Raw genomic sequence first — 23,712 nt, 5'->3', positions numbered from 1 at the left:
ACAGAACTCGGTTTGGACTTGACCGCTCCCCTGATTATTTAGTTCATTTTAATCTGAAACTATTCACTTCCAGTAACGATAATTATGTAAATAAGCTGTCCACATGGGCAGCTTATTTTATTTTTCCTCATAGCGTAGGTTATTTTGCAAAATACTGGTGGTATCCCTATACAGTTACTCATAATTTTCGTACTGTGTAACTCAAAAGAGAAAGTAAAATGAAATCAATGATACCAAGGGATTCAGCAAAAGGGGCAGTTACACACAATATAAGATATGGGTAACTGACTGACACCAGAATGTGAAAAATTGTATACAAATAAATGTAGAAAATAAGGGGAGGGAATATAATTCATGCTAAATGCAGAATTATTAGAAGCGCTAATTAAATATCGAAGGTTTAACGGCAAAAACCCTGATATCTTACAAGTAAATCCAAAGTATTTTAGAAACCTTCTAGAAGAATTGAATTATCCAGAGTGGCTTATTAAAAAGAAAGAAGCAGAAACAGAAACGAAAAAAAGTTTATTAGGAGTGGCAGTTGAGTTAACAGATGCAGTAGAAAAATTTGAACTGTGAAAAAAGTTGGCAGAGTCGTGACCGCTTTTTGGCAGTAAATGTGCCGGTTGTTTTGGAAGTATCGTGTTATATTTGTATTGTGAGAAGTCGCGGAAAACACAACTCACTATGTCGTTTCTAAAATTCTAAACGGTTCGTAATGACGGCACATAAAATCCGAAACCAGCAGATGGTACTGATTGAATGATACCGTTATTAAGGAGAGCTTTTGCTCTTCTTCCATTTACTTAATAATGTGGAAGTAATACTAGGTGATTGGAAGAAGAGTGAAACTTCATTTACCGTATTTATAGTAATGACATAAAGAATTGACGAAAAGGCAACTGGTGCACGGTTGCTCTTTTATGATTTATTCCTATGTAGAAATGGTATAGAATTATATTGGAATTAAATTCTAAAATAGGGGTGAATGGTATGAGTTTAAAAGATAAATTTCCTTTAATAAATATACCGGAAGAGGAAATAAAAAAGGTTTGGGGAGTAATAACTAACGGTCATGAATTGATGAATACACTTTCCGAATATAATCGGTATGCTAAATTTCTAAATAACTGGATAAATAAAAGAATAGAACGTAAGTGTGAAAGATTCCTTGAAGGATTAGCGATGAAAGTATTTTCAAATGAACAATTTAATTCAGAGGATATATTGAAATTGGAAAAAACGTTAAAGAAAAATGGGAATCAAGAGTTAGTTTTTGATATTTTAGAGGAAGCAACTAAAACGGTGTCTGATAATGCTGCAAAAATATTAGGAATAATAGCTGGACAAGTACTAACAGGGAATAGAAGTTTTAATTATAATGATTGGATTCTTGTCAATGGCCTAAAAAACATGAATGATTGGGATCTTGAAAACTTAAAAACGGTGTACCTATACTTTGAGTCATATCCTCTAGAAGAGTATGTAAATTCCGCATGTGTTTATCTCGACTTACCGATGTATGAGTATAGTGATACCACAGATCCTGTAATCTTAAATATTGTAAACGATGATGATTTTCAAATGTTCAAATCTTCTATAATGAGAATTAATAGCTTGCAAATTTTAAGCAATGGGGCTGGGCTAATGGATGATGATGCTATCTCTCTTCGAGGAAATAAGGCTGGGGATGAATTATACGAATTACTAAAAATGATAGATTTATAAGATGGTATAAAAGCATTCCATATGGAGTGCTTTTATCGTGTTGAGAATTGTAACTAAATAGTAATATTATTATAATCAGATTTTAAAGATTGAAATACCTTCTTTCATTGTATTATTATGGTAGGAGGTGATTAGAAAATGAATCAGGTTCAAGAATTAGTTAGTGCACTTACTCCTATTTGGCTTATGGCTGGTGGAGTTGCCTTTCTATCTTACTGTATTTTTGAAGGAATTCCGAAATTGATAGATAGTATAAAATATTAATTAGGTAAGAGGTGAATACTATGAGCTTAAAACCAGGTTTAAATTCGATTGATCAACAAGGTGTGTTTGTTGATGATACTTCGAATGCATTATATGAGTATAAAGTGTTTCATATTGATATTAATCATCCGACGTCACTTATATTTACTAACTTAAGAACAGGAAAGGCATATGGTCCAATCATATTACCAGATGATACAGAAACTATTTCGGACGCTGTTTATAAGGTTTTAAAAGAAAGGGCTAATGAACTTTATCCTAATATATAACAATGAGAAAGTCACAATTAATAAGTTGTGGCTTTTTATTATGCCAGAAATACAAGGTGGTATAAGTAATGGATGCAATGTTAGAAAACATCAAATTGAAAAAGAGACTTGACTATTTATCTAATTTAGCTAACGAAAACCAAGAGTTAAGAGAATCAGTCAAAGTATTAGCATTAACTGTAGAGGACTTAAAAGATAAAGTCGATATGTTAAGTAACCAGGTAAGTTTAAATAATAGTGCGGATATGATCTTGGGTACTCTTGAGGACGCACTTACAAGAATAAGAGAATATGAATTAATGGAGGGTGAATGAAATGGCTAATAACAAATTAAAGATTAATATTGATGCTGATACGACAGAAGCGTTAAAACAAATGAAGGAAGTAACGGAAGCTGCTAATGAATGTGTGGCTGCATTAGAGAAGTTGGAAAAGGTTATGGGTAGATTTGCAAACCAAAGTGATACAGTAGAGCTTTATTGTCAAGGTAAATTAATATCGCAATCTACGATTAAACAAACGACAGATGATATCAAGATGACAGTAACTGATATCAAGGGAGTGAGATAATTGGACAGCGTTTTAAACGGTAAGATTGCTGCACTTGGTCTTATACCTATTGATATGAAAGCGTACATTAAATACCTTAAACCTCTTGAGAAAGCATATAAAAAATCCGGAATAGATGTTCAATATTATAAGTTGTATGGTGAGAAACCTATGTTTTATTCTGTGAAATACCTGGAACAAACATCAATAAAAGAATTATTGGAAAGAGACAGATGGAGAAAGGATTTGAGTATGGATGCAATTAACTAGACTTGAGAAAGCTATTGCTCTTGGGACAATCCTTTCTGCCATCAAAGTGGAAGAGTTTAAAGAGTATGTTGACGTAGAGAAGTTACCACAAGTAATTAAGGAAGTAGAAGCATTGTCTGATAACACATCACAGAAGGTGAAGAAAGAAGCTGATATAAGTTTAATTAGTAAGCTTATTGATTCATTCTTAGAAGAAAAAGAAACTAAAGAAGGTTGTACAGTTTAGATGTATATCGTGCGGATACACAAAGCAATACACAGAGCGACAAGCTAGGACTAAGGATGGATTACAGTGCAAACATTGTAAACATGGTGGTGCAATGATTAATGAAGGAATACAAAACAAAACAACAGAAGCGTAAGTTCTATGACAGTGGTGAGTGGAAGAGTATACGCGAACAAGTAAAGAAGCGTGACAACTATGAATGCCGGGAATGTAAACGCAAAGGTCGTGTTCAAACAGACACCAATGAATACAGTGAAAGTGCCAAGCGTAAGAAGATACAACTCGTTGTCCATCATATAAAAGAACTAGAACATCATCCTGGTCTTGCATTAGACATAGACAACCTTGAAACAGTTTGTGTAAATTGCCATAACAAAGAGCATGGAAGAATTTACGAAAAGAAACAAAATAAATGGGAACATGATGAGAAATGGTGAAAATAAAACAAAAATAACACCCCCCTTAAAATATTTCATGAAAAATTCGTCTTAGGGGCACCGGAGGAGGGGGTTAACTGTCAGATTTTTTTCGAAAATACGCGCGTAAGGGGGGGGGGGTAGATGGCTGTTAGTATTGTAAGGTTAAAGGAACAGTTAATGAATAGTATTGATACGACAGATTTAGTTGAAGTTGAAAAGGTGGAACGCTATATTGATCTAGTTAAAGCATTTCGAAAAATTAATAAAACGATAACTAAAGAAGGGGAATCCGTAACAATCAAAAATGGAACCCAAGTTTTCGTTAAGGCCCACCCTCTTATAAGTGAGAGGAATAAAATTAACAGTTCTTTAATTGCGTTAGGGAGAGATATAAAGTTTGTTGTTAAGAATACTATCCCTGATACAGGATATAACAAAAGTGATCTTACATGATTAAGCAAAACTATGTAGAAGAATATATTGAACTTTATCGAAGTGGGAAAGTGAAGTTCAATAAAGAAAGAAAACTGTTAATTAGATATCTAGAAAAATACGTTTTAAATAGAGACGATTTGTATTTTGATGATGAAATGATTGAGGATTGTATTAACTTCGGTGAGAAGTGGTATTTTCCGATGCAACCATTTCAAAAATTCTTAATAGCATTCGTCTTTTTGTTTTATAAGAAAAATGGACGTGTATTTTATCGTAAATTCCTATGGATGTTAGGGCGTGGCGGCGGTAAAAATGGTCTGATTTCTGTTATTATTCATTTTTTAATTAGTGAATTACATGGCATTCCAGAGTATAACATTTCAGTTGTTGCGAATAGTGAAGAACAGGCGAAAACAAGCCCTGATGAAGTTCATAAATGTGTGAAGAAGAATGAGGTCTTGAAGAGAGCCTTTAAAACAACGTTAACTCAAACGGTTTCAAAGGCTACTGAAAGTGTACTGAAGTTTAGGACTTCAAACGGTGATACAAAAGATGGTTTGCGTGATGGTGCCGTTGTATTTGATGAAATACATCAATACGAAAGTAATAAAGATGTCCGCGTTCATATCAGTGGTTTAGGGAAAAAGAAAAACCCACGTGAGTTTTATATTGGTACAGATGGATATGTTCGTGACGGTTTCTTAGATAAGCAAAAAGAAAAGGCAATGAAGGTATTGAACGGTGAAGCACGTCCGAATGCTGTCTTTCCTTTTATCTGTAAATTGAATGATGAAAACGAAGTGGATGATATTGATAATTGGGAACTTGCTAATCCTATGTTATCTAAGCCATTGAGCGAATATGCTGAGGGGTTACTTGAAACTATAAAAGAAGAATACGAAGATTTAGAGGATGACCCAAGTAATAGAGAAGAGTTCATGACAAAACGAATGAATTTACCTGTTACAGATTTAGAAAGGTCAGTTGCAAAATGGGAAGAGATTGCGGCAACTAATCGCGAATTGCCAGATTTACAAGGTCATGAATGTATCGGCGCACTTGATTATGCAAGTATTCGTGATTTCGCAGCATGTGGATTACTTTTTAGAAGTAAGGGTGATTATTTATGGAAGTCTCATTCGTATGCTAGAAAGGAATTCGTTGATAAATATTATAGTTATTCCAAAAAGCATGATGCTGAAATTGCAGGTAAGAAGAAGTTTGCACCAATTCGAGAATGGGAAGAGCAAGGCCTTCTGACAGTTGTGGAAGGAGAAACAATTGATCCACATACCATCGTTGCTTGGTTCGTTGAAATGCGAAATTATTATGATATCAAAAAAATCATAATGGATAATTATCGTGCAGACTTACTAAGAACACTTTTTGAGGATGCTGGATTTGAAGTTGAAGTAATTAGAAATCCGAGAGCTATTCATGGTTTGCTTGCTCCTAGAATTGAAGTTGCATTTGCACATCGCCAAATTGTATTTGGTGATAATCCGATAATGCGTTGGTATACCAATAATGTACTCGTTGTTATTAAAAAAGATGGAAATAAAATGTATGAGAAGAAAGAACCAGTTCGCAGAAAAACAGATGGATTCCAGGCATTTGTACATGCTATGTATCGAGCGGATGAGGTAAGAGAAACAGATGTTGGTGCAGCGCTAGACTTGCTGAATGCATTGAACTTCTAAGAAGGGGGTGAAGGGGAAATATGAGTTGGTTGTCGGATGTACTTGGTAAAAATAAAGAGATTAATATGATGCTAAATGATTTTGATTTCTTTGGTATTGAAACAGATCAAAGAGCGTATTTAAAAAAGGTAGCATTAGAAACTTGTATTAATTTTATTGCTCGAACCGTTTCGTTGTCTGAATTTCGGATGATGAAAAAGGATACACGTCAATATAATGATTGGCATTACTTATTGAATATTAGGCCGAATACAGATCAAAGCGCAGCTGATTTTTGGCAAGATTTTGTGTATAAATTGATTTTTGATAATGAAGTGTTGGCAATTCTTACAGATCAAAATGATTTACTCATTGCTGATCATTTTGATCGTGTTGAATATGCAGTATATCCTGATGTGTTTAAAAATGTAACCGTAAAGGATTATACATTCCAAAGGTCATTTCAAATGGACGAGGTTATTTACATTACTTATAACAATGAAGAATTGACAAAATTTATGAGTGGAATATTCAAGGATTACACTCAACTTTTTAGTCGTATGATTGAGACAAATATGTTTTCTAATCAAATACGTGCAACTGCTGAGATGGAATCCGCACAGAATTTGGAGGGAGAAAACCTTACTAAATTACAAAGCTTTATGGATAAATTGTTTGGGGCGTTTCGGAAAAACGCTTTTGCAATCGTTCCAAAAATAAAAGGTTTTAACTATACGGAAATTGCCGATGGTTCAAATAATGGAAGGTCTGTAGAGGAACTATCAAAATTAAAAAAAGATTTAATAGATCATGTGGCTAATATTTTAGGTATTCCTACGGCATTAGTTCGTGGTGATATGGGAGACTACGAAACATCAATTAAAGCCTATATAAAATTCTGTATTAGTCCTCTAATTAAAAAAATCGAAGATGAATTAAATGCGAAATTAATTGAAAAAAAGAACTTCCTATTAGGAGAAAAAATTGAAGTAACTGGTGTGAAAGAGAAAGATATTATAGATCATGCTGAGGCTGTTGATAAATTAGTAGCAAGTGGTGCATTCACTAGAAATGAGGTGAGGAAGTTGTTTGGTGCTGAACGCTCTAATAATCCAGCACTAGACGAATTTGTAATTACGAAGAATTATCAATCTGCAAATTCAATTGAAGGAGGTGATAAGAATGAAAAATAAAATACAACATATTCCTTATCAGTTTTCTAATGCAGTTAATCCAGAAAATGATGAGCACGAAATGGTGTTATCAGGTTATATCGGTAGTAGCAGTTGGTGGTACGATGCTATTAGTGCTGAAAGTGTAAGAAGCGCTTTGAAAGAAGTTAGAGCATCTACAGTTAAAATTAAACTAAACAGTGGTGGTGGCGATGCCGATCAAGGTGTTGAGATTTATAATTACTTAAAGGACTTAGATAAAAAAGTCATTGTGGAAGTTACATCACTAGCAGCTTCTGCTGCATCGATTATTGCAATGGCTGCTGACGAGATTGTTATGCGAACAGGCTCACGAATGATGATTCATGAAGCGTCAACAATAGCTTATGGAAACAAGCAGGATATTCAAAAAACATTGAATGCACTCGAAGTGTATGATGAGTCGATAGTTTCAATTTATCAGCAAAAAACAGGTAAAAGTCGTGAAGAGATTACAGATTTATTAGAAGCTGAAACGTGGTTTACTGCTGAACAAGCAGTACAAGAGGGTTTTGCTGACAAAGTAGAATTTGTTAATCGAGAAAGTGATAGTGGTATTACTGATGAACAGTTGGAACAGATTATTAATAGGGTAACGAATAACTTACAACAAAATATGAATTTATCAAATAAACCTAATCCAGAACCACCACATTTACAAGTGGAGGGTAATCAAAAACGGAAAAGGTTTTTTTAATTCTAAAAAATTAGGAGGAAACAATTATGGTTATGAAAATTAAAGGTACAATGGAAAACTTTGAAGCGAAAAAACAAGCATATATGAATCTGGTGAAAGCGGAAGATACAAAAATGGAGGATTTATCCGCTGCATTTGATGATATGTTTGATACTCTTGTAACGGATTTATCAGAAAAGATTTCAGCACAAGCACGTATCGAAGCGCAAGACGCTCAAATTTTGACGTCACGTGGACAAAACGTTTTAACGTCTGAAGAACGTAAATTCTTTAATGCAGTTGTACAAGATGGGGGATTTAAGGATGATTCAATTCTTCCATATACTACACAAGAACGTGTATTTGAAGATTTAGTAACTGAACATCCATTACTTGAAGCAATTGGAATGCAAGATTTAGGAGCAGTAACGAAGTTTATTTATTCTGACGCAACAAAAGCGTATGCATGGGGAGAATTATTCGGTGATATTAGAGGGCAAATAAATGCAGCCTTTAGAGAAGAACAAATTGGACAACTTAAATTAACTGCATTTAGTGCTATTCCAAATGACATGCTCGAATTAGGGCCAGTATGGGTAGAGCGTTATGTTCGAACATTATTAGTAGAAAGTTATTCTGTTGGTTTAGAGTTTGGCTTTGTAAATGGTGGCGGATCAGTAGCGCATCAACCTGTAGGTTTAATGAAAGATGTAAATGCAACTACAGGTGCGGTTACTGATAAAAAATCATCCGGTACACTAACATTTGCTCCTTCTGAAAATGGTGAAGTAATTGCTGGTGAGCTTTATGAAGTAGTAAAAGCTTTATCTGTTGATGGGAAAGGAAAATCCCGTAAAGTATTAAATAAAATTGTGATGGTTGTCAATCCTGTAGATGCAATTGGTGTACAAGCACGTAACACAATTCAAACGGCTAATGGCCAATGGGTAATGGCATTACCTTATAACATTCAAACTGTTGAATCTGAAGAAGTTCCAGTTGGAAAAGCATTATTCTTTGTGAAAGGACAATATATCGCAGCGATAGCAGGTGGATACAAACTTAAAAAGTTTGACCAAACATTAGCGATTGAAGATGCTACGCTTTATACAATCAAACAGTTTGCTAATGGTAAACCAAAAGATAATAAAGCAGCTCTTGTTTATGATTTGAAAATTTCTTTTACACCACCAACTCCACCAGCAACTAAATAAGGAATGATGTGAATGGATAAGGTAATTTCAAATGAAATATTACAGCAATTCAAAGATAGGATGCGATTAGGTGATGATGAAGATGAAAACCTAAGACGCATCCTATTTGCATCCAATAAAGATTTAGCTAGGGTTTGTGGTAATTATGACCTTAATATTGATGAGGTGTTCAAGGAATTAGTCTTTGAACGCTCTCGTTATGTTTATAACGATGCCTTAGAGTATTTCAATAAGAATTTTTTAAGCCAGATTAATAGTTTAAGCATTGGAAAAGCTTTAGAAGAAATTAAGTTGGACGGTGATTAATATGCGTCCTTTTCAGTATAAAAAAACGCTGAATACAGGTGATTTTAGAAATCGAATTAGCATTGAGCAACCTATAGTAATAAAAGATGAATTAAACCAAGTAATCGAAACATCTTGGCAAGAATTAAAGAAAGCCTGGTCAATGATAAAAACGGTGAAAGGTTCCGAGTACATTGAAGCTTCAGCTTCACAAGCTACAAGGGTTTATCGTTTTGTGATTCCATTTACTTCTGATATTACAGAAGAAATGAGAATCAATATGAAAGGTCGTATCTTTGACATTATCGAACCGCCAATGAATGATGATGAAATGTATCAAACATTGACTATTATCGCAAAGGAGCATACTTGATATGAATGATTTTGCGAGTGATCTTGCTAGAGAATTACAAAGATATGCACATGTTGTGGAAGAAGAATTGTTGACAGCACAAGAAGAAGTAGCCGATCTTGCTGTAAGTAAATTAAGACAAAGTGGCCCTAAAAAAACAGGTGCTTATCGTAAAGGGTGGCGTAAGAAAAAAGAAGGTAATAGCGTTGTCGTCCACAATACAAAAGGACAATTAACACATCTTTTAGAAAAGGGACATGCGAAAGTCGGTGGTGGTCGAGTTCCAGCACAAGTTCATATTCGTCCAGTTGAAGAGTATGTAATTGACGAATTGCCAAGACGTATCGAAAGGGCGGTTCAACAATGATATTAGGTGAATTAACAAAAATTCTTGAAGCTACCGGTTATCCTGTGGCTTATTCGCATTTCACAGCAACGCTAAATAATCCAGTTCCGGCACCGCCTTATATCTGTTTTCTTGTGGATGGATCAGCAAATTTAATGGCTGATAACAAGGTTTACCACAAGATAAATGATTTGAATATAGAGCTTTACACAACTAAAAAAGATTTAGTAGCGGAAGCCAAGCTAGAGAAGGTCCTAGACGATCATGATATCCCTTATGAATCGTATGGGACTTTTATTGAATCTGAAAAGTTGTATCAAAAAAATTATGAAACGAGGTTGATATAAATGAATGAAAACAAAGTAGCTTTTGGTTTGAAAAATGTCCATTATGCACTTTTCGATATTAAAGATGGTGTAGTCACATTTAGCACACCGATTCCATTACCAGGTGCAGTTGAATTAACGTTTGATCCACGAGGGGATTTAATTGAATTCTACGCGGATGACATGCTTTACTATGCGGCAAGTAATAACCAAGGTTATGACGGAACGCTATCCATCGCGACAATTCCAGAACAATTTGCTGTTGATGCATTAGGAGAGGAATTAGACGAAGAAGACGGTGTGTTAAACGAATTAGCTGACGCGAAAGGGAAATCATTTGCATTATTATTTGAATTTGATGGTGATGTACGAGCAACGCGCCACGTTATGTTTAACTGTTCAGCAAGTCGTCCAACACTTGCATCTAAAACGAAAACAAATTCAGCGGAGCCAAATACAAATGAACTTAAATTTGTATCAAGCCCTATTGATATTAACGGAAAACGTATGGTTAAAACGAAAACTACAACTAAATCAAAACAAGCGATTTATGATAATTGGTACAAAAAAGTGTATACAAAAGTACCTGCATTACCGAAAGGAGCATAAGTAGATGGAAAAGACAATTTCAATAGATGGAAAACAAATCAGATTAAAAAGTACAGCAGCAACAGTTAAACGATATAAAGCACAATTCAGACGTAATTTATTTGCAGATATGATGGGGTTAGGAGCAATTAGTACATTAACTTCGTCAGATGGATCACAACAACCTATCGATACATCTAATCTTGATTTAAGTAAAGTGGACTTTGAGCTTGTTTATGATTTGACTTGGTTATTCGCTAAAACGGCTGATTCAAGTATTCCTGATCCTATGACGTGGCTGGATGAATTTGAAGAATTCCCAATTGAAGAAATCATGCCAGAAATAATGGAACTAATTCAAGTCACTATGGGAGCAAAAAAAAAATAAAAGAAAACAATGGAGAGCAAGGGACATTCAGTGATGAAGAATTAACCACTGATTTGTTCCTTGCTCTTTGTTATAAAGCGAAATTAACGCGTTGGGATTTAGAAGATATGACAATTGGTGATTGTTTTGATTACATTGCTGAATTCGCTGAAATGGAGAATCCAGACAAAGAAAAAGTTAGAAAAGCAAATCAAAAAGATTACGATGCGTTCTAAGAAATGAGGTGAGAAAATGGCAGGAAGAATTAAAGGGATTACGATAGAAATCGGCGGAAATACTCAACCGTTACAAAATGCTTTAAAAGATGTAAATAAACAAAGTGATGCCTTGGCTAAAGAATTAAAAGATGTTGAACGCCTGTTAAAGTTTGATCCAGGTAATGTGGAAGCATTAGCACAAAAGCAAAAATTACTTACACAACAGATTGAAAATACAACGCAAAAGCTAGATAAATTGAAAGCAGCGGAACAACAAGTACAAGCTCAATTTCAAAACGGTAAAATTTCTGAAGAACAATATCGTGCATTTAGACGTGAAATTGAATTTACAGAAGGGTCACTTAATGGTCTTAAAAATAAACTAGGAAACATGAAAGCTGAACAAGAGAATGTAGCGAGTTCCACAAGGCAATTAGAAACATTGTTTAGAGCTACAGGAAAAAGCGTTGATGATTTTGCAGGAGCATTAGGAAATCGTCTTGTGAATGCAATTAAAAGCGGAACAGCTACAAGTCGCCAATTAGAACAAGCGATTGGGATTATTGGTCGTGAAGCATTAGGAACTGAAGCGGATATTGAAAAGTTACAAAGAGCGTTACAATCTGTGGATGCTGGCAATTCAATACAACAAGTTCGAAATGAATTAAGAGATTTACAGCAAGAAGCCCAAAGGACGGAAAGAGAATTTCAAGAATTAGATATTGGCTTAGAAAACGTTCTTGGTGCAATGGTAGCTGGTGGCGGAATTGCCGGGACAATCGAAAAAGCACTTGATATGTCTAAACTGAAAACAAAAATTGATATAAGTTTCGAAGTGCCTGACTCCTCGAAAAAATCGGTGGAAGAAGCTATTAGGAGTGTCACTACTTATGGAGTTGATGCTGAAGCATCTTTGGAGGGTGTGCGTAGGCAATGGGCCTTAAATAAGAATGTAAGTGATGAAGCGAATGCATCCATCGTTAAAGGTGCTGCAACAATTGCGCAATCCTATTCAGGATTAGATTTTACTGAATTAATTCAAGAGGTTAATGAAATAGGTAATGAATTTGGTATATCACAAGAAGGCGCTCTTGGTATGACAAACGCTTTACTTGGAATAGGCTTTCCACCTGAACAATTAGATATTATCGCTGAATATGGAGGGCAGCTAATACGAGCTGGATACAGTGCTGAAGAAGTCCAAGCAATAATGGCGGCTGGGGTCGAAACCGGCACTTGGAATTAGATTATAGTTCCCTTGTATGGTGACATACAATGAAAAACTCCTTTAATTCAGTGAAACTCTCAAATGAGACAATACTGAGCGAAGCCTTTTAATTAAGGAACGTGCAACGACTAGTCGAAAGACGTAGGGTGTAAGCAAATGACACTCGAAATGGGGAGCAACTCAAGTAGTTGAAGATATAGTCTAATCTATGCGGTGACGTATAGCAGTTCATAAGAGAACGGGCGTGACGTTGCGAATCACGTTGAATATAAATGATTGATAATCTCTTAGATGGATTGAAAGAAGGGCGTATTAAAGCGGCTGAATTTGGCCAAGGTGTCGATAAAGCTATGAAAGAAACGTTAGAAGGTACTAATATTTCAGCTGAACAATTGCAAAAATGGGGGCAATCTGTAGCGAATGGTGGTAAAGAAGGCTCAGCCGCTATGTCGGAGATTGCAGCAGCTTTAGCCAATGTAGAAGATAACACGAAGCGAAACGAGTTAGGTGTCAAACTTTTCGGCACAATGTGGGAAGATCAAGGTGACAACATAACATACGCGATACTTGGAGCTCAAAGTAAAGTAGTTGATTTTGATAAGAACCAGCAAAAATTAAATGAATCTATTAAGAAAATGGATGCAAGTCCAGCTGTGAAATTCCAACAAGCTATGCAAGATTTACAAGTTGCTCTCGAACCATTGCTAGGGGTTGTAGCAGATGTTATTTCTAAATTTGCTGAATGGATTTCTAATAATCCAGAATTGGCAGCAACATTAGCAGCTGTAGCAACCGCTATTGGAATAATCTCAGGTGCAATTATGGCGCTTGCGCCAATAGTTGTAACGGTAATGAGTATTTTTGGGGTTGGTGCGGCTGTAGCAGCTGGGATTGTCGCCATTGTTCCAATTATCATAGCAGCTATTGTTGCCCTTGGTTTTGCTATTAATAAAAACTGGGAAGATATCAAAAATTGGACGATAGATACCTATAATTTTATTAAAGATTATTTAGTAGGATTGTGGAGCGGAATAGTAGAAACCGCATCCTCTTGGTTATCTTCGCTTGTAGAATCAGTGTCTGGATGGTGGTCCTCCCTAGTAGAATCAACGATAACATGGCTATCTTCAATGGTAGAGACGGCATCTAGCTGGTGGTCTTCTCTAGTAGAAACCACATCTCAATTTTTTATGCAATTGTTCCAAAAATGGCAAGAAACTTGGCAGTCTATTCTTACATTCTTAGATCCAATTATTTCATTAATTTCTACCTTGTTAAAAGCAGGGTGGCTATTAATACAAGCGGGGGCGCAAATTGCCTGGGCGGCAATATCTCAATATATTATTCAGCCGATTCAGGAAGCATATAACTGGGTGAGTGTAAAAATCAGTGAATTGGTTGCATGGCTTGGTACGCAGTGGGAATTAGCGAAATCCTATACATTAGCAGGTTGGAATTTAATAAAACAGTATGTTATTCAACCGGTTCAGGAATTGTGGAATACAACAAAGCAAAAGCTTTCTGATTTAGCTAATTGGATATTAAGTAATTGGGAATCTATAAAATCTTATACACTTTCAGCATGGAATTTAGTTAAACAATACGTAATTAATCCAATAACTGAAACGTATAATCAAGCCAAACAAAAATTTACTGATCTATATAATTCAGCGAAAGAAAAATTTGATTCTGTAAAAAATGCCGCACAAGAAAAATTCGATGCGGCTAAACGTAATATTATTGATCCGATCAAAGAAGCGGTTGGTAAGGTAGAAGAATTTATTGGGAAGATCAAGGGATTCTTTGAAGGTTTAAAGCTTAAAATACCTAAGCCTGAAATGCCACCTATGCCACACTTTAGCTTAGAAACTAGTACAAAAAATGTTTTAGGTAAAGACGTTACTTATCCATCTGGAATTAATATTGACTGGCGTGCAAAAGGTGGTATCTTCACTAAACCAACTATCTTTGGAATGATGGGTGGGAATCTACAAGGCGCTGGTGAAGCTGGACCAGAAGCGGTATTGCCTTTAAATAAAAAGACACTTGGGTCTATTGGTGCAGGAATCGCAGCAGCCATGCCACGAGAACAATTTGCTATGCCGGGAGAAATAAATCAATTAATGGGTGACATGAGCCGTATGATGGCTAGCTCTGTGAGTCAATTATCAGGATTAAAGACTGTCATGAGTGGTGTGTATGGAAATATGTCAAATAGCAAACAGGCTATGACAAGCAGTGTATCAAATCAAGTATTTAATAACTCATTTGGATCATCTGGTGACGGAGTAATTCCGATGCTTGGTGGTGATTTGGTTGTTGAGGTTCCTGTTGTTATAGAGGGGCGAGATGTGGCGCGTGGTACGTATCGATATACAACCGAGTACCAAGAAAGAGAAAAACAAAGAGACTCAGCCTTTTAGGTTTGGGTTTCTTTATTTTATAAAGAAATGAGGTGTCAACATGAGTTCTTTTACATTTAACAAAATACGTAAAGGCTTTATTCAAATTGCGAAAGGATGGAAAAGACCTACTTGGGCACCATTGAAACGAAATTTTCTAAACGTTCCAGGATATCCAGGCGCAAGATTGTTAAACACACAAACAGAAATGCGCGTTTTATCTATTCCGGTAGGAATTATAGTGCCTGATGGATCTAACTTAGAAAAGCTGAAAGAAGAAATTGCAAGTTGGCTAATAACAGATCAACCCACAGAACTTATTTTTGATGTAGAACCAAACAGAACGTATTTAGCAATTGTGGATGATAGCTTTGATCCAGATGAATTTGTAACACTTGGAATAGGGACTCTTAAATTTATTTGTCCAATGCCTTACAAATTAGGACCAATTCGAAACGCAAAAGCAAAACTAGAACAAAATAATATTATAAAAATGGATGCTTTGAATGAGGGCAGTGTGTTTTCAGAACCAAAATTCAAGATACAGGTAGAAAATCCCTCCACATTCATCGATATTATAAATAAAAATGGAAATCAACATTTTCGTATAGGATACCCAGTTAAGATAGATGAAACGCCAATAAGTCGGTATGAATTGGTTATGCATGATAAAGCGAATTCTCTAGTGGGTTGGACGGAAGTGGGAAAAGATTTTGTTTCAGATTATGGAATCGTAGCAGGAAAAATGATAGCGGATGGCGCACGTATCATGCCATCTGATTACGGTCAGGGGCAATTTTGGCATGGACCAGCAGTGAAAAGAAGCATTACAGGTGGACCGCTACAAGATTTCACACTTGATGCAATAGTTGAGTGTCGAAACTTAAACCCTGCAACTATGGGACGTGTAGAACTTTATTTATTAGATGAAAACAGCGTTGTAGTTGGAAAAGTAGGTATGTTTGATGCATATAGAAATTCTAGCGAGAATTTCGGTGAGGTTATGGCAGGAAACGGTGACTACAATCATCTGATTATAGCGGAAACTGGTTATTATCGTTCAACTTGGAATAATTTTTATGGCCGTCTACACATTGCACGAGTAGGGAACTATTGGCAAGGTGATATTGCCTTGCTTGATGAGAAAGGAAATTACCATACAGAAAAATTCGCCCAATGGTGGGATACGGGCAATAGCTTTATGAAAAAGGTAGCTCAAATTGTTGTGCATATATGTTCGTTTAATGATGCACCATCATTAATTGCAGCTGTACACGATATTAAAGTACAAAAAGTGAATAGCAATACAGAACGTCAAATACCTTATATTGTTCAAAAAGGAGATCTTGTAGAAATCGATTCATCGGATGCAAGTATTCGTATTAACGGAGCAGATGCGATAAATATAAAGGATTTTATGAGTGACTATATACGTATTGAAAAAGGAAAGAATGAAATCGAAATATCCCCAAACAACATTGGACAGATTGATGTCACGTATAGGGAGCGATACAGATGAGCAAAGCAAATAATCTATTACACATTGTGGATTTTAAAACAGAACAAATCATGGGTGTTATCAAAGAACAGGATTATTGGGATGATTTACGCCAATGGGAGCTTAAAGATAACAAAGATAAATTTGAGTTCACAACAGCTGATGGCACAAAGATAGCGGCATCACTAATACAACAGAACCTTGTCGTTAAACAAACTCGTGACGGTACTTTTGTTTCATACATTATTACAGAAGTAGAACAAGATACAACAGGTCGTCCAAAAAAGATTTATACACTTGGTGAACATACAAAGCTAAAGAAAGCGACTGTAATTAAACCACAAACTTTACAAGCTACTACAGTCAATGAATCTACGGACTTTGCTTTACAAGGTACAGAGTGGAAACGTGGGATTACTGAGTTTGTTGGTATACGTACCATTCATATTAAGGATTTTACAAATTCGCTTGATCTCTTAAAACAAATCGCATCTACGTTTGAACTTGAGATTCGTTTTAGAACAGAAATAATGGGATCTTTTATTGTCGGTCGATATGTAGATTTAATAAAAAAAGTAGGACGTGACAACGGAAAAGAATTCTTGTTAGGAAAAGATGTACAAGGCATCCGGCGTATTGAGAATAGTCAAGATGTAGTAACCGCTCTTGTCGGTGTTGGTCCACAAAATAGTGAAACTGGTGAATTTCTCACATTTGAAGAAATAAACAATGGCAAACTTTATGTAGGAAATAACGATGCGTTACAACGTTGGTCGAAAGATGGCAAACATTTATTTGATATTTATTCACCGCAAACAGAAGATCAAGGTATGACGAAATCACGACTCAAACAGTTAACCGAAGCGGAATTAAAGAAGCGAATTGATAGTTCTACTTCATATGAAGTAAGTGCAGTAGCGCTTGAAAAAGTGTTTGGCTTATCTCATGAATCGGTTCGTAAAGGAGATACGGTACGAATAAAAGATACAGGGTTTAGTCCACCACTTTTCTTAGAAGCTAGGTTAATAGCAGCAGATGAATGTGACACCGATCCATCGAAAGATAAATATATCTTTGGTAATTATCGTGAAATTAAAGATACACGAAGCCTGATCGATAGGTTATACGCACAAATCATGGGTAGCTTATCAAATAAAGCATCTAAAGAATTACTAGATATGTTAGATAAAAAGCTTCAAGAAAACGTAAAAGAAACAGAAGTCATTCGAAAAGAATCGGAAGCAGCAAAGAAAATTGCTGAACAAGTGGCTGAAAGCTTGAAGAATAATACCGTTGATATTATTGAAGGTATAAATCCACCAACAGAAAACTTAAAGGATAGAAAAACGTTGTGGCAAGATATCAGCATAGGTAAGCCTGGTATTCTGAAATTGTGGAAGGATGGTAAATGGGATTCTGTTGTTCCTGATGTGGAATCCGTTAAGAAAGAAACATTGGAACAGGTGAGCAAAGATATCGAGACCACAAAAAATGAATTAAATCAAAAGGTTCAAGAAGCGCAAAAACAAGCAACAGGGCAATTTAATGAAGTGAAAGAAAGCTTACAAGGTGTTAGTCGTACCATTTCTGATGTGCAAAATAAACAGGTTGAAATTGATAAGAAGGTAACAAAGTTTGAGCAGGATTCTAACGGTTTTAAATTATCTATTGAATCGTTAACTAAAAAAGATACTGATATCAGCAATAAATTTAATACAGTCGAGCAAACTGTGGAAGGCACAAAAAAGACAATATCTGATGTGCAACAAACTGCAAATGATCTGAAGAAAACAACAACTGAAATTAAAGAGCAAGCAGGCAAGATTAGTGAGAAGTTAACAAGTGTAGAAAAGCAAGCAAATACTCTAACAAATAAAACAACTGAGATTGCAAAAAGTGTGGATGGAATCAAAGAAACAGTAACAAAAGTAGAAAATAATCAGGGTGGATTTGATAAACGTGTAACAGCAGTAGAGAAAACCGCTGAAGGTATTTCTCAAAACGTTACCAAGATACAAGAAACACAAACGGTACAAGGTAAACAAATTACTGAAGCACAATCTGCAATCAAACAACATTCTGACGCACTTGATCTGACAGTGAAAATGAAAGATGTTGAGAACTATGTAGGCGGTATTGGTTCTATCAACGAAATTAGAAACGCAGGTCTTGAATTAGGTAACAAGTATTGGTCAATTAACCAGGGTACTGTCATTCAGCCAAACTCAAAATACAAAGGATACGCAACTTTCTGGAGTGATTACTCAGGAAAGACTAGTGATCACTGGTCTGGTACCGCTTCTGAATTTATATCAGTTACAAATGGTGAGGATCTTATTTCTTCAGGTTGGTTTGCTACTGACAATATAGCTTCATTGGATCAAAAAGCATGGATGGAAATTGAGTTCTGGAATGCTACAAAAGGAACTAGAATGAGAACGCAGCGTGTAGAAATCCAATGGGCTAAACAAGGCGATTGGGCAAGAATGATGATGGTTTCAAAGGTTGCAGCTAATGAAGAGTGGGTTAGATGGCGTTATTATGTTCAAAGAAACGGGCGTATACGAGCTGCCCTGCCGATGTTACAGCGCGGTAAAGTAGCGACAGAATTTTGGTTACATCCGAAAGATCAAACTGATGCTGATAAAATGATTGAAGATATCGCTAATAGAGTGGCTAATAATGATTACGATAAAAAAACAACTGAATTAGAGCGCCTTATTTCCGCAAATGCGGAGGGGATTAAACTTGCTGCAGTAAAAAACGAAGTATATACGAAACAACAGGCTGACGGAAGATATGCGGATAAAGCGTATGTAGAAAAACAAGAGGGACGTATTGAGGTAACTGAAAAAGCGATTACTAGTACCGTCCAAAAAGGCGATATTATCTCAGCTATTAACCAAACAGCTGAAAAGATTCAAATAAATGTTGCTAAGTTGCAGATTAACGCTGATACCATTGTAAAATGGCTCACCGCTACAGGCATTAATGCAGATGTAATTAAAATCGAAAATGGGAAAGTTACGATTGATAAAAATGGTATTACAGCAAAAATGGCTGACTTCTTTTTTGAAGATGAGCGTGGGCAGAAATTTTCAGTAACACCAAGGAAGAATCTCATTCCAGATCATGACTTTTCACACATTTCTTTTAAGAATTTTAATAATTATTTTTTGAAGATTGAATACAGTCCTACATGGACAATTATGTCTAATCCATATATTGAGAAACCAGTGGTTAATAATTATGAGCCAATGGTTAATCCGTTGCGGATAGATTTAGGAAACTGGATTCGTTTTACATTATTTGATGGTGTAAAACCAGGTAAGAAATACACATTGTCGGCTCATTTCAGAGCAACTACCAATGATAATCGTGTAAACATTACAAACAAGCCAATCATGAGAGCGGTATTCGGTAAATATAACGGTGACACTCCCGTGGAGCTTGGACGAGCATCAAAAACTTACGATGCACCAAGCATTCAAACTGGGAAAATAGTAAGATACGCTTTAACCTTCACTGTGCCGAGTAACTATGTAGAAGGAAATGGTTATGTTTATATTGATTTATTTGGCGAGGGGCTCTTAAATAATATGCAAGCAATTGCTGTATCAGGTGTTCAGTTGGTGGAAGGTGACGTTCCTTCCGTTTATAACTGGGATACAACACATGGAGAACTCGTAAACGGAACACTGCCTTTTTCTACAATTGCACTTGGTACAAAAGATAATGTTATTTACCACAATCATGTGAACAAATGGAATTATATGAATGCGCCACTTGAAATCATAAGCAATGGCGAAATGATGGCACTCGTTGGAGATGATCGTGCGGGACTCAGTTTTTATCCCCGTGGCGGTGGAGAACGTAGAAGTTACATCGGTCACATTTACAACAATGAAAATAGATTCCGAATTGAATCAAAAGATCCTGTTGCAACGACACAATCAATTGAATGTAATGGGATTAACGTATGTGGTGGATACTTTGGTGCTAATGCAGGTTCTATTCATTATACAAATGGTAGCTTAGGTTTAGGGTGGTATTTCCATGATGGTAGATGGAATTATGTTGATTTCACAAACATGACTTCTAGAACATAGAGAGGGAGATGAGTATGAATCCAGACAAATTTATGCGTCCAATGCCACCTAATGAACAGTCACCATTCTTAGGTAGAGTAGTTGATTTGAAGAAAGGTGAAAATCAAGTCACCGTTAGCATTCCAAACGATATGCTAGAATTTTGCGGTATCAAGGAAGATACAAAAATTGAAGTTTGGGGACTTCCTGATGGCACGTTGAATATGCGGATTGCTACTGCATGTGATTTATGTAATAAAGGCGGCAGAGTTTACGAGATTGAGCTTTTCGGTAAAGTAAGCCTTATCTGTGCCGAAGATTATGTAAAGCTAACTGGAAAGAGACCAGGGGCTTCTGATGAAGTAACACTTGAACATGTGGAAGAAGTAGAAAATAGAATGATAGAAGAAGCATTATCAGCAGATCAATATTAACTAAATACGTTTAAATAAGTAGGACAGCCATGAGCTGTTTTTAATTTTGAATAAAATACGGTTTTTCTAACAAAGAGGAGCGATTTTGCTGCTCTTTTTATTTTGAAATGAGGTGGTCAAAGTGGAAGGGTTACAAGAAGTAAAAAGTGATGTTCATGAAATAAAACAAGATATCAAGGAAATTCGTTTGGAAATTAAAAGCTTAGAAATGCGAACAACGGGTAACGAAAAAGACATTATTAATATCACTAAACAGTTAGATAAGATTGGTGCCAATACTACCTGGATATTAAGACTTATTGTAGGCGGACTTGTTGGAGCAGCTCTTACTTTCTTATTGAAAGGAGGTGGTATGTAATGTTTGAAATTACAGTAATGATTGGCATTGTAGTAGGTCTTTCACAAATTGGCAAAACAATTGGATTACAAACAAAATATGTTCCGTTATTGAATGTAACGCTTGGCATTGCGCTAGGCGTTTTATTTTTGGGCGGAGATATAAAAACAAATGTATTTCAAGGAATCATCATTGGACTGTCAGCAAGCGGATTATTTGATCACACAAAAATTATGAAAAAGGATGTTGATGAAAAATGAAAAAGACATTAAAACATATTTCTTCTGTAGTCTTTGCGGTTATTTTAGTTTTATCTATTGCAACAAGTGCTTTTGCTGATAGAACGCTTATTATTCCTGATTTACCTAAACAACCATATCGTTATGGCGTGGGTGCATATGAGGGTGTTGTAGCTCATTCTACAGCAACTCCAGAAGCTCCAGCTATTAACATTCAAAAATATGAGTCTCGTACATGGAGAAACGCATTTGTTCACTATGCAGTCGATTGGAACGAAACAATCCAAATTGCCGATACAAAGTATATTGCTTATGGCGGTGGACCTGCTGCGAATAAGCGCTTTGTCCACGTTGAATTATGTGAAACAGCAGACTATGCAAAATTCAAACGTTCATATGAAAAATACGTAAAACTATTAGCAAAAATTTTAAAAGATAACAAGATATCTGTAGAAAAAGGATTATGGACACATAACGATGTAACACATCACCTTGGAGGTACAGATCATGAAGATCCAATTGATTACTTAAAGTCTCATGGTGTTTCAGAAGCTCAATTTAGAGCAGATGTACAACGAGCATATAATAATGCTAATGTGGATGTTTCTGTGCCTGAAAAGCCATCTAAACCAGCAGAGGTACCAACAGCTGTAACAGATGGCATCGCTTATATTGAAGGTTACAACGTTAACTTACGTAAAGGACCAGGTACAAGTTATTCTAAGATTCGTCAACTAAACAAACCAGAATCTTATATTGTGTGGGCGGAAAAGGATGGTTGGTTAAATCTTGGTGGAAATCAGTGGATTAAGAACGATCCATTTTATGTGAAGTTTAACAAGAAAAGTACAGTGGATTCTTCTATTGTAGGGAAGCGTGTTGTTTCAAAAGTTAACAATCTACGTTTCTATGATGCCCCATCTTGGCAGGATAAAGATGTTGCTGGCTCTGTAGATACAGGATTAGGATTTACGATTGATGCGAAAGTGAATGTTAATGGTTCACCACAATATAAAGTACACAATAGCAAAGGTAAAACATACTATGTAACAGCAAATGAAGCCTATATAAATGTGAAGTAAGGATAAGAGCCGTCTCTTTTCGTGGGAACGGCTTTTTTTATTTGTGGAAGCTAAATAATAGATAGTGAATTTCTCAATACTTGCTCTTCTTTTAGGATGTATATTTAAGTAAAAAGTTAATGTGCAAAGGAAGGTGTGGGCAAATATGGAAATTAAATCACAAGAGTTAATAGCGACTGTAATACCTCGTGAAATTTTTAGTACGGAGAAGCTTCCTCCTGGAACAAGGTTTATAAAATGGGAAGTAGAAAATGATGATGCTGAGCATATTAGTTTTGATGTAATGAAAAATGTATCCGAGGGAATAGGGACTACGATATTCAAAGATGTATTAAGTGGAAATCGAACAAATTTAATAAGAAATAATAGCCTTTGTATCGCCAGCCCCAAGGGTTCTAATTTTCCTTTTCAGGTAAGTGTATATGCTATTGTTATTTAATAAAATAAAAACAAAAAACAACTTTCTCAATACCTTTAATTTACACAAATGATATATTTTAGGAGAGGTTACTAATGTAGCCTTCCTAAAAAACTTTAATTGAGAAAAGGGGAATGTTAATGGAAACGCAAGCGCAACAATTAGTAGCAACGGTATTATCTCAACCAAAACCTTTAGATGGACAAAAAAACCGCTCAAGTGGAAACTTTAGTACGGAGAGTCTTCCTTCAGGTACACAATATTTAAAGTGGGAAGTTGAAGGGGGAGGGAATCCAGATTTTGTTAGCTTTAATGTTATGAAAGATGTATCTGCCGGTACAGATCCTGTTGTTTTTCACGATGTATTAAGCGGTAATAGAACAAGTGTAGTATCAGCGAGATCATTGTATATTGCGAATCCTAAAAATGCATCGGAACCATTTACTGTAAGTGTGTATGCAATTTATTAATTCTTAAACAGTACAATATATTAAAAGTAAAACATGCCATGTAACTGTAAATGAGACATATGTATATGTGAAATGATTCTTTACAAAAGATAAA

The 23,712-nt window shown here is 35.7% G+C and carries 29 protein-coding genes and 1 pseudogene; all 30 read left to right on the top strand.

The window, feature by feature from the left end; translation table 11 throughout:
* Positions 1–354: 354 nt before the first annotated feature.
* The 30 genes and pseudogenes from JDS92_RS07880 to JDS92_RS07740 all read left to right on the top strand — a co-directional run bounded on the left by JDS92_RS07880 (position 355) and on the right by JDS92_RS07740 (position 23,618).
* Positions 355–579, top strand: a complete 225-nt coding sequence (locus JDS92_RS07880; protein WP_087969365.1) for a hypothetical protein — start codon at positions 355–357, stop codon at positions 577–579.
* A 414-nt stretch (positions 580–993) separates the two neighbouring features.
* Positions 994–1,728: a hypothetical protein gene (locus JDS92_RS07875; RefSeq protein ID WP_087969364.1), complete on the top strand. Its 735-nt coding sequence runs from the start codon at positions 994–996 to the stop codon at positions 1,726–1,728.
* 138 nt (positions 1,729–1,866) lie between these two features.
* Positions 1,867–1,992, top strand: a complete 126-nt coding sequence (locus JDS92_RS31225) for a hypothetical protein (protein WP_256972382.1) — start codon at positions 1,867–1,869, stop codon at positions 1,990–1,992.
* 20 nt (positions 1,993–2,012) lie between these two features.
* On the top strand, positions 2,013–2,261 hold the full coding sequence (locus tag JDS92_RS07870) for a hypothetical protein (protein WP_087969363.1): 249 nt from the start codon (positions 2,013–2,015) through the stop codon (positions 2,259–2,261).
* A 68-nt stretch (positions 2,262–2,329) separates the two neighbouring features.
* Positions 2,330–2,575, top strand: a complete 246-nt coding sequence (locus JDS92_RS07865) for a hypothetical protein (protein ID WP_087969362.1) — start codon at positions 2,330–2,332, stop codon at positions 2,573–2,575.
* A gap of 1 nt (position 2,576) precedes the next feature.
* Positions 2,577–2,831, top strand: a complete 255-nt coding sequence (locus tag JDS92_RS07860; protein WP_087969361.1) for a hypothetical protein — start codon at positions 2,577–2,579, stop codon at positions 2,829–2,831.
* A complete protein-coding gene (locus tag JDS92_RS07855; RefSeq protein WP_087969360.1) occupies positions 2,832–3,080 on the top strand; it encodes a hydrolase in 249 nt (82 codons plus the stop codon).
* The gene (locus JDS92_RS30815; protein WP_097860011.1) at positions 3,067–3,306 is read left to right on the top strand and encodes a hypothetical protein; all 240 of its coding nucleotides are present in this window, start codon (positions 3,067–3,069) and stop codon (positions 3,304–3,306) included. Before JDS92_RS07855 ends, JDS92_RS30815 begins: the two co-directional genes overlap by 14 nt.
* Positions 3,307–3,407: 101 nt before the next feature.
* On the top strand, positions 3,408–3,743 hold the full coding sequence (locus tag JDS92_RS07845; protein WP_199631769.1) for an HNH endonuclease: 336 nt from the start codon (positions 3,408–3,410) through the stop codon (positions 3,741–3,743).
* Between the two features lie 123 nt (positions 3,744–3,866).
* Positions 3,867–4,178, top strand: a complete 312-nt coding sequence (locus tag JDS92_RS07840) for a P27 family phage terminase small subunit (protein ID WP_016125621.1) — start codon at positions 3,867–3,869, stop codon at positions 4,176–4,178.
* Positions 4,175–5,860, top strand: a complete 1,686-nt coding sequence (locus tag JDS92_RS07835; RefSeq protein WP_199631768.1) for a terminase large subunit domain-containing protein — start codon at positions 4,175–4,177, stop codon at positions 5,858–5,860. The genes JDS92_RS07840 and JDS92_RS07835 overlap by 4 nt, the downstream gene beginning before the upstream one ends.
* 20 nt (positions 5,861–5,880) lie before the next feature.
* Entirely contained in the window at positions 5,881–7,032 is a 1,152-nt protein-coding gene (locus JDS92_RS07830) for a phage portal protein (RefSeq protein WP_199631767.1), read from the top strand.
* A complete protein-coding gene (locus JDS92_RS07825; RefSeq protein WP_199631766.1) occupies positions 7,022–7,747 on the top strand; it encodes a head maturation protease, ClpP-related in 726 nt (241 codons plus the stop codon). The genes JDS92_RS07830 and JDS92_RS07825 overlap by 11 nt, the downstream gene beginning before the upstream one ends.
* Positions 7,748–7,779: 32 nt before the next feature.
* Entirely contained in the window at positions 7,780–8,940 is a 1,161-nt protein-coding gene (locus JDS92_RS07820) for a phage major capsid protein (protein WP_371404327.1), read from the top strand.
* Positions 8,941–8,952: 12 nt separating this feature from the next.
* A complete protein-coding gene (locus JDS92_RS07815; protein WP_098139958.1) occupies positions 8,953–9,246 on the top strand; it encodes a hypothetical protein in 294 nt (97 codons plus the stop codon).
* Position 9,247: 1 nt separating this feature from the next.
* Positions 9,248–9,598 (top strand): phage head closure protein, encoded by a 351-nt coding sequence (locus JDS92_RS07810; RefSeq protein ID WP_199631765.1) that lies wholly within the window; start codon positions 9,248–9,250, stop codon positions 9,596–9,598.
* Between the two features lies 1 nt (position 9,599).
* Positions 9,600–9,944, top strand: coding sequence for an HK97 gp10 family phage protein (locus JDS92_RS07805; protein WP_199631764.1), 345 nt, complete (start codon positions 9,600–9,602; stop codon positions 9,942–9,944).
* On the top strand, positions 9,941–10,270 hold the full coding sequence (locus JDS92_RS07800; protein WP_199631763.1) for a hypothetical protein: 330 nt from the start codon (positions 9,941–9,943) through the stop codon (positions 10,268–10,270). The genes JDS92_RS07805 and JDS92_RS07800 overlap by 4 nt, the downstream gene beginning before the upstream one ends.
* A complete protein-coding gene (locus JDS92_RS07795; RefSeq protein WP_001004909.1) occupies positions 10,271–10,858 on the top strand; it encodes a major tail protein in 588 nt (195 codons plus the stop codon).
* A 4-nt stretch (positions 10,859–10,862) separates the two neighbouring features.
* Positions 10,863–11,225, top strand: a complete 363-nt coding sequence (locus JDS92_RS07790) for a hypothetical protein (RefSeq protein ID WP_199631762.1) — start codon at positions 10,863–10,865, stop codon at positions 11,223–11,225.
* A gap of 231 nt (positions 11,226–11,456) precedes the next feature.
* Positions 11,457–12,665 (top strand): annotated as a pseudogene (locus tag JDS92_RS07785) (DUF2207 domain-containing protein); the annotation flags it as partial.
* Between the two features lie 257 nt (positions 12,666–12,922).
* A complete protein-coding gene (locus JDS92_RS07780) occupies positions 12,923–15,073 on the top strand; it encodes a phage tail tape measure protein (RefSeq protein WP_199631760.1) in 2,151 nt (716 codons plus the stop codon).
* Positions 15,074–15,113: 40 nt separating this feature from the next.
* Complete coding sequence (locus JDS92_RS07775) at positions 15,114–16,571, top strand: distal tail protein Dit (protein ID WP_199631759.1); 1,458 nt, start codon at positions 15,114–15,116, stop codon at positions 16,569–16,571.
* A complete protein-coding gene (locus tag JDS92_RS07770) occupies positions 16,568–20,659 on the top strand; it encodes a phage tail spike protein (protein WP_199631758.1) in 4,092 nt (1,363 codons plus the stop codon). Before JDS92_RS07775 ends, JDS92_RS07770 begins: the two co-directional genes overlap by 4 nt.
* 14 nt (positions 20,660–20,673) lie before the next feature.
* Entirely contained in the window at positions 20,674–21,072 is a 399-nt protein-coding gene (locus tag JDS92_RS07765; RefSeq protein ID WP_199631757.1) for a hypothetical protein, read from the top strand.
* Between the two features lie 121 nt (positions 21,073–21,193).
* Complete coding sequence (locus tag JDS92_RS07760; RefSeq protein WP_199631756.1) at positions 21,194–21,430, top strand: hemolysin XhlA family protein; 237 nt, start codon at positions 21,194–21,196, stop codon at positions 21,428–21,430.
* Positions 21,430–21,669, top strand: a complete 240-nt coding sequence (locus tag JDS92_RS07755) for a hypothetical protein (protein ID WP_053446340.1) — start codon at positions 21,430–21,432, stop codon at positions 21,667–21,669. The genes JDS92_RS07760 and JDS92_RS07755 overlap by 1 nt, the downstream gene beginning before the upstream one ends.
* Positions 21,666–22,730 carry an N-acetylmuramoyl-L-alanine amidase gene (locus tag JDS92_RS07750; RefSeq protein WP_199631755.1) on the top strand — a complete coding sequence of 355 codons (1,065 nt, stop codon included), beginning with the start codon at positions 21,666–21,668 and terminating at the stop codon, positions 22,728–22,730. Before JDS92_RS07755 ends, JDS92_RS07750 begins: the two co-directional genes overlap by 4 nt.
* Before the next feature lie 145 nt (positions 22,731–22,875).
* Positions 22,876–23,169: a hypothetical protein gene (locus JDS92_RS07745; RefSeq protein WP_199631754.1), complete on the top strand. Its 294-nt coding sequence runs from the start codon at positions 22,876–22,878 to the stop codon at positions 23,167–23,169.
* A 119-nt stretch (positions 23,170–23,288) separates the two neighbouring features.
* On the top strand, positions 23,289–23,618 hold the full coding sequence (locus tag JDS92_RS07740) for a DeoR family transcriptional regulator (protein WP_199631753.1): 330 nt from the start codon (positions 23,289–23,291) through the stop codon (positions 23,616–23,618).
* Positions 23,619–23,712: the final 94 nt, after the last annotated feature.

The organism is Bacillus cereus group sp. N12, from assembly GCF_016483575.1.
In the GTDB taxonomy this organism is placed as follows: Bacteria; Bacillota; Bacilli; order Bacillales; family Bacillaceae_G; genus Bacillus_A; species Bacillus_A toyonensis.
The sequence above is the reverse complement of the archived record's forward strand: the minus strand, read 5'-3'. Positions and strand labels throughout refer to the sequence as shown.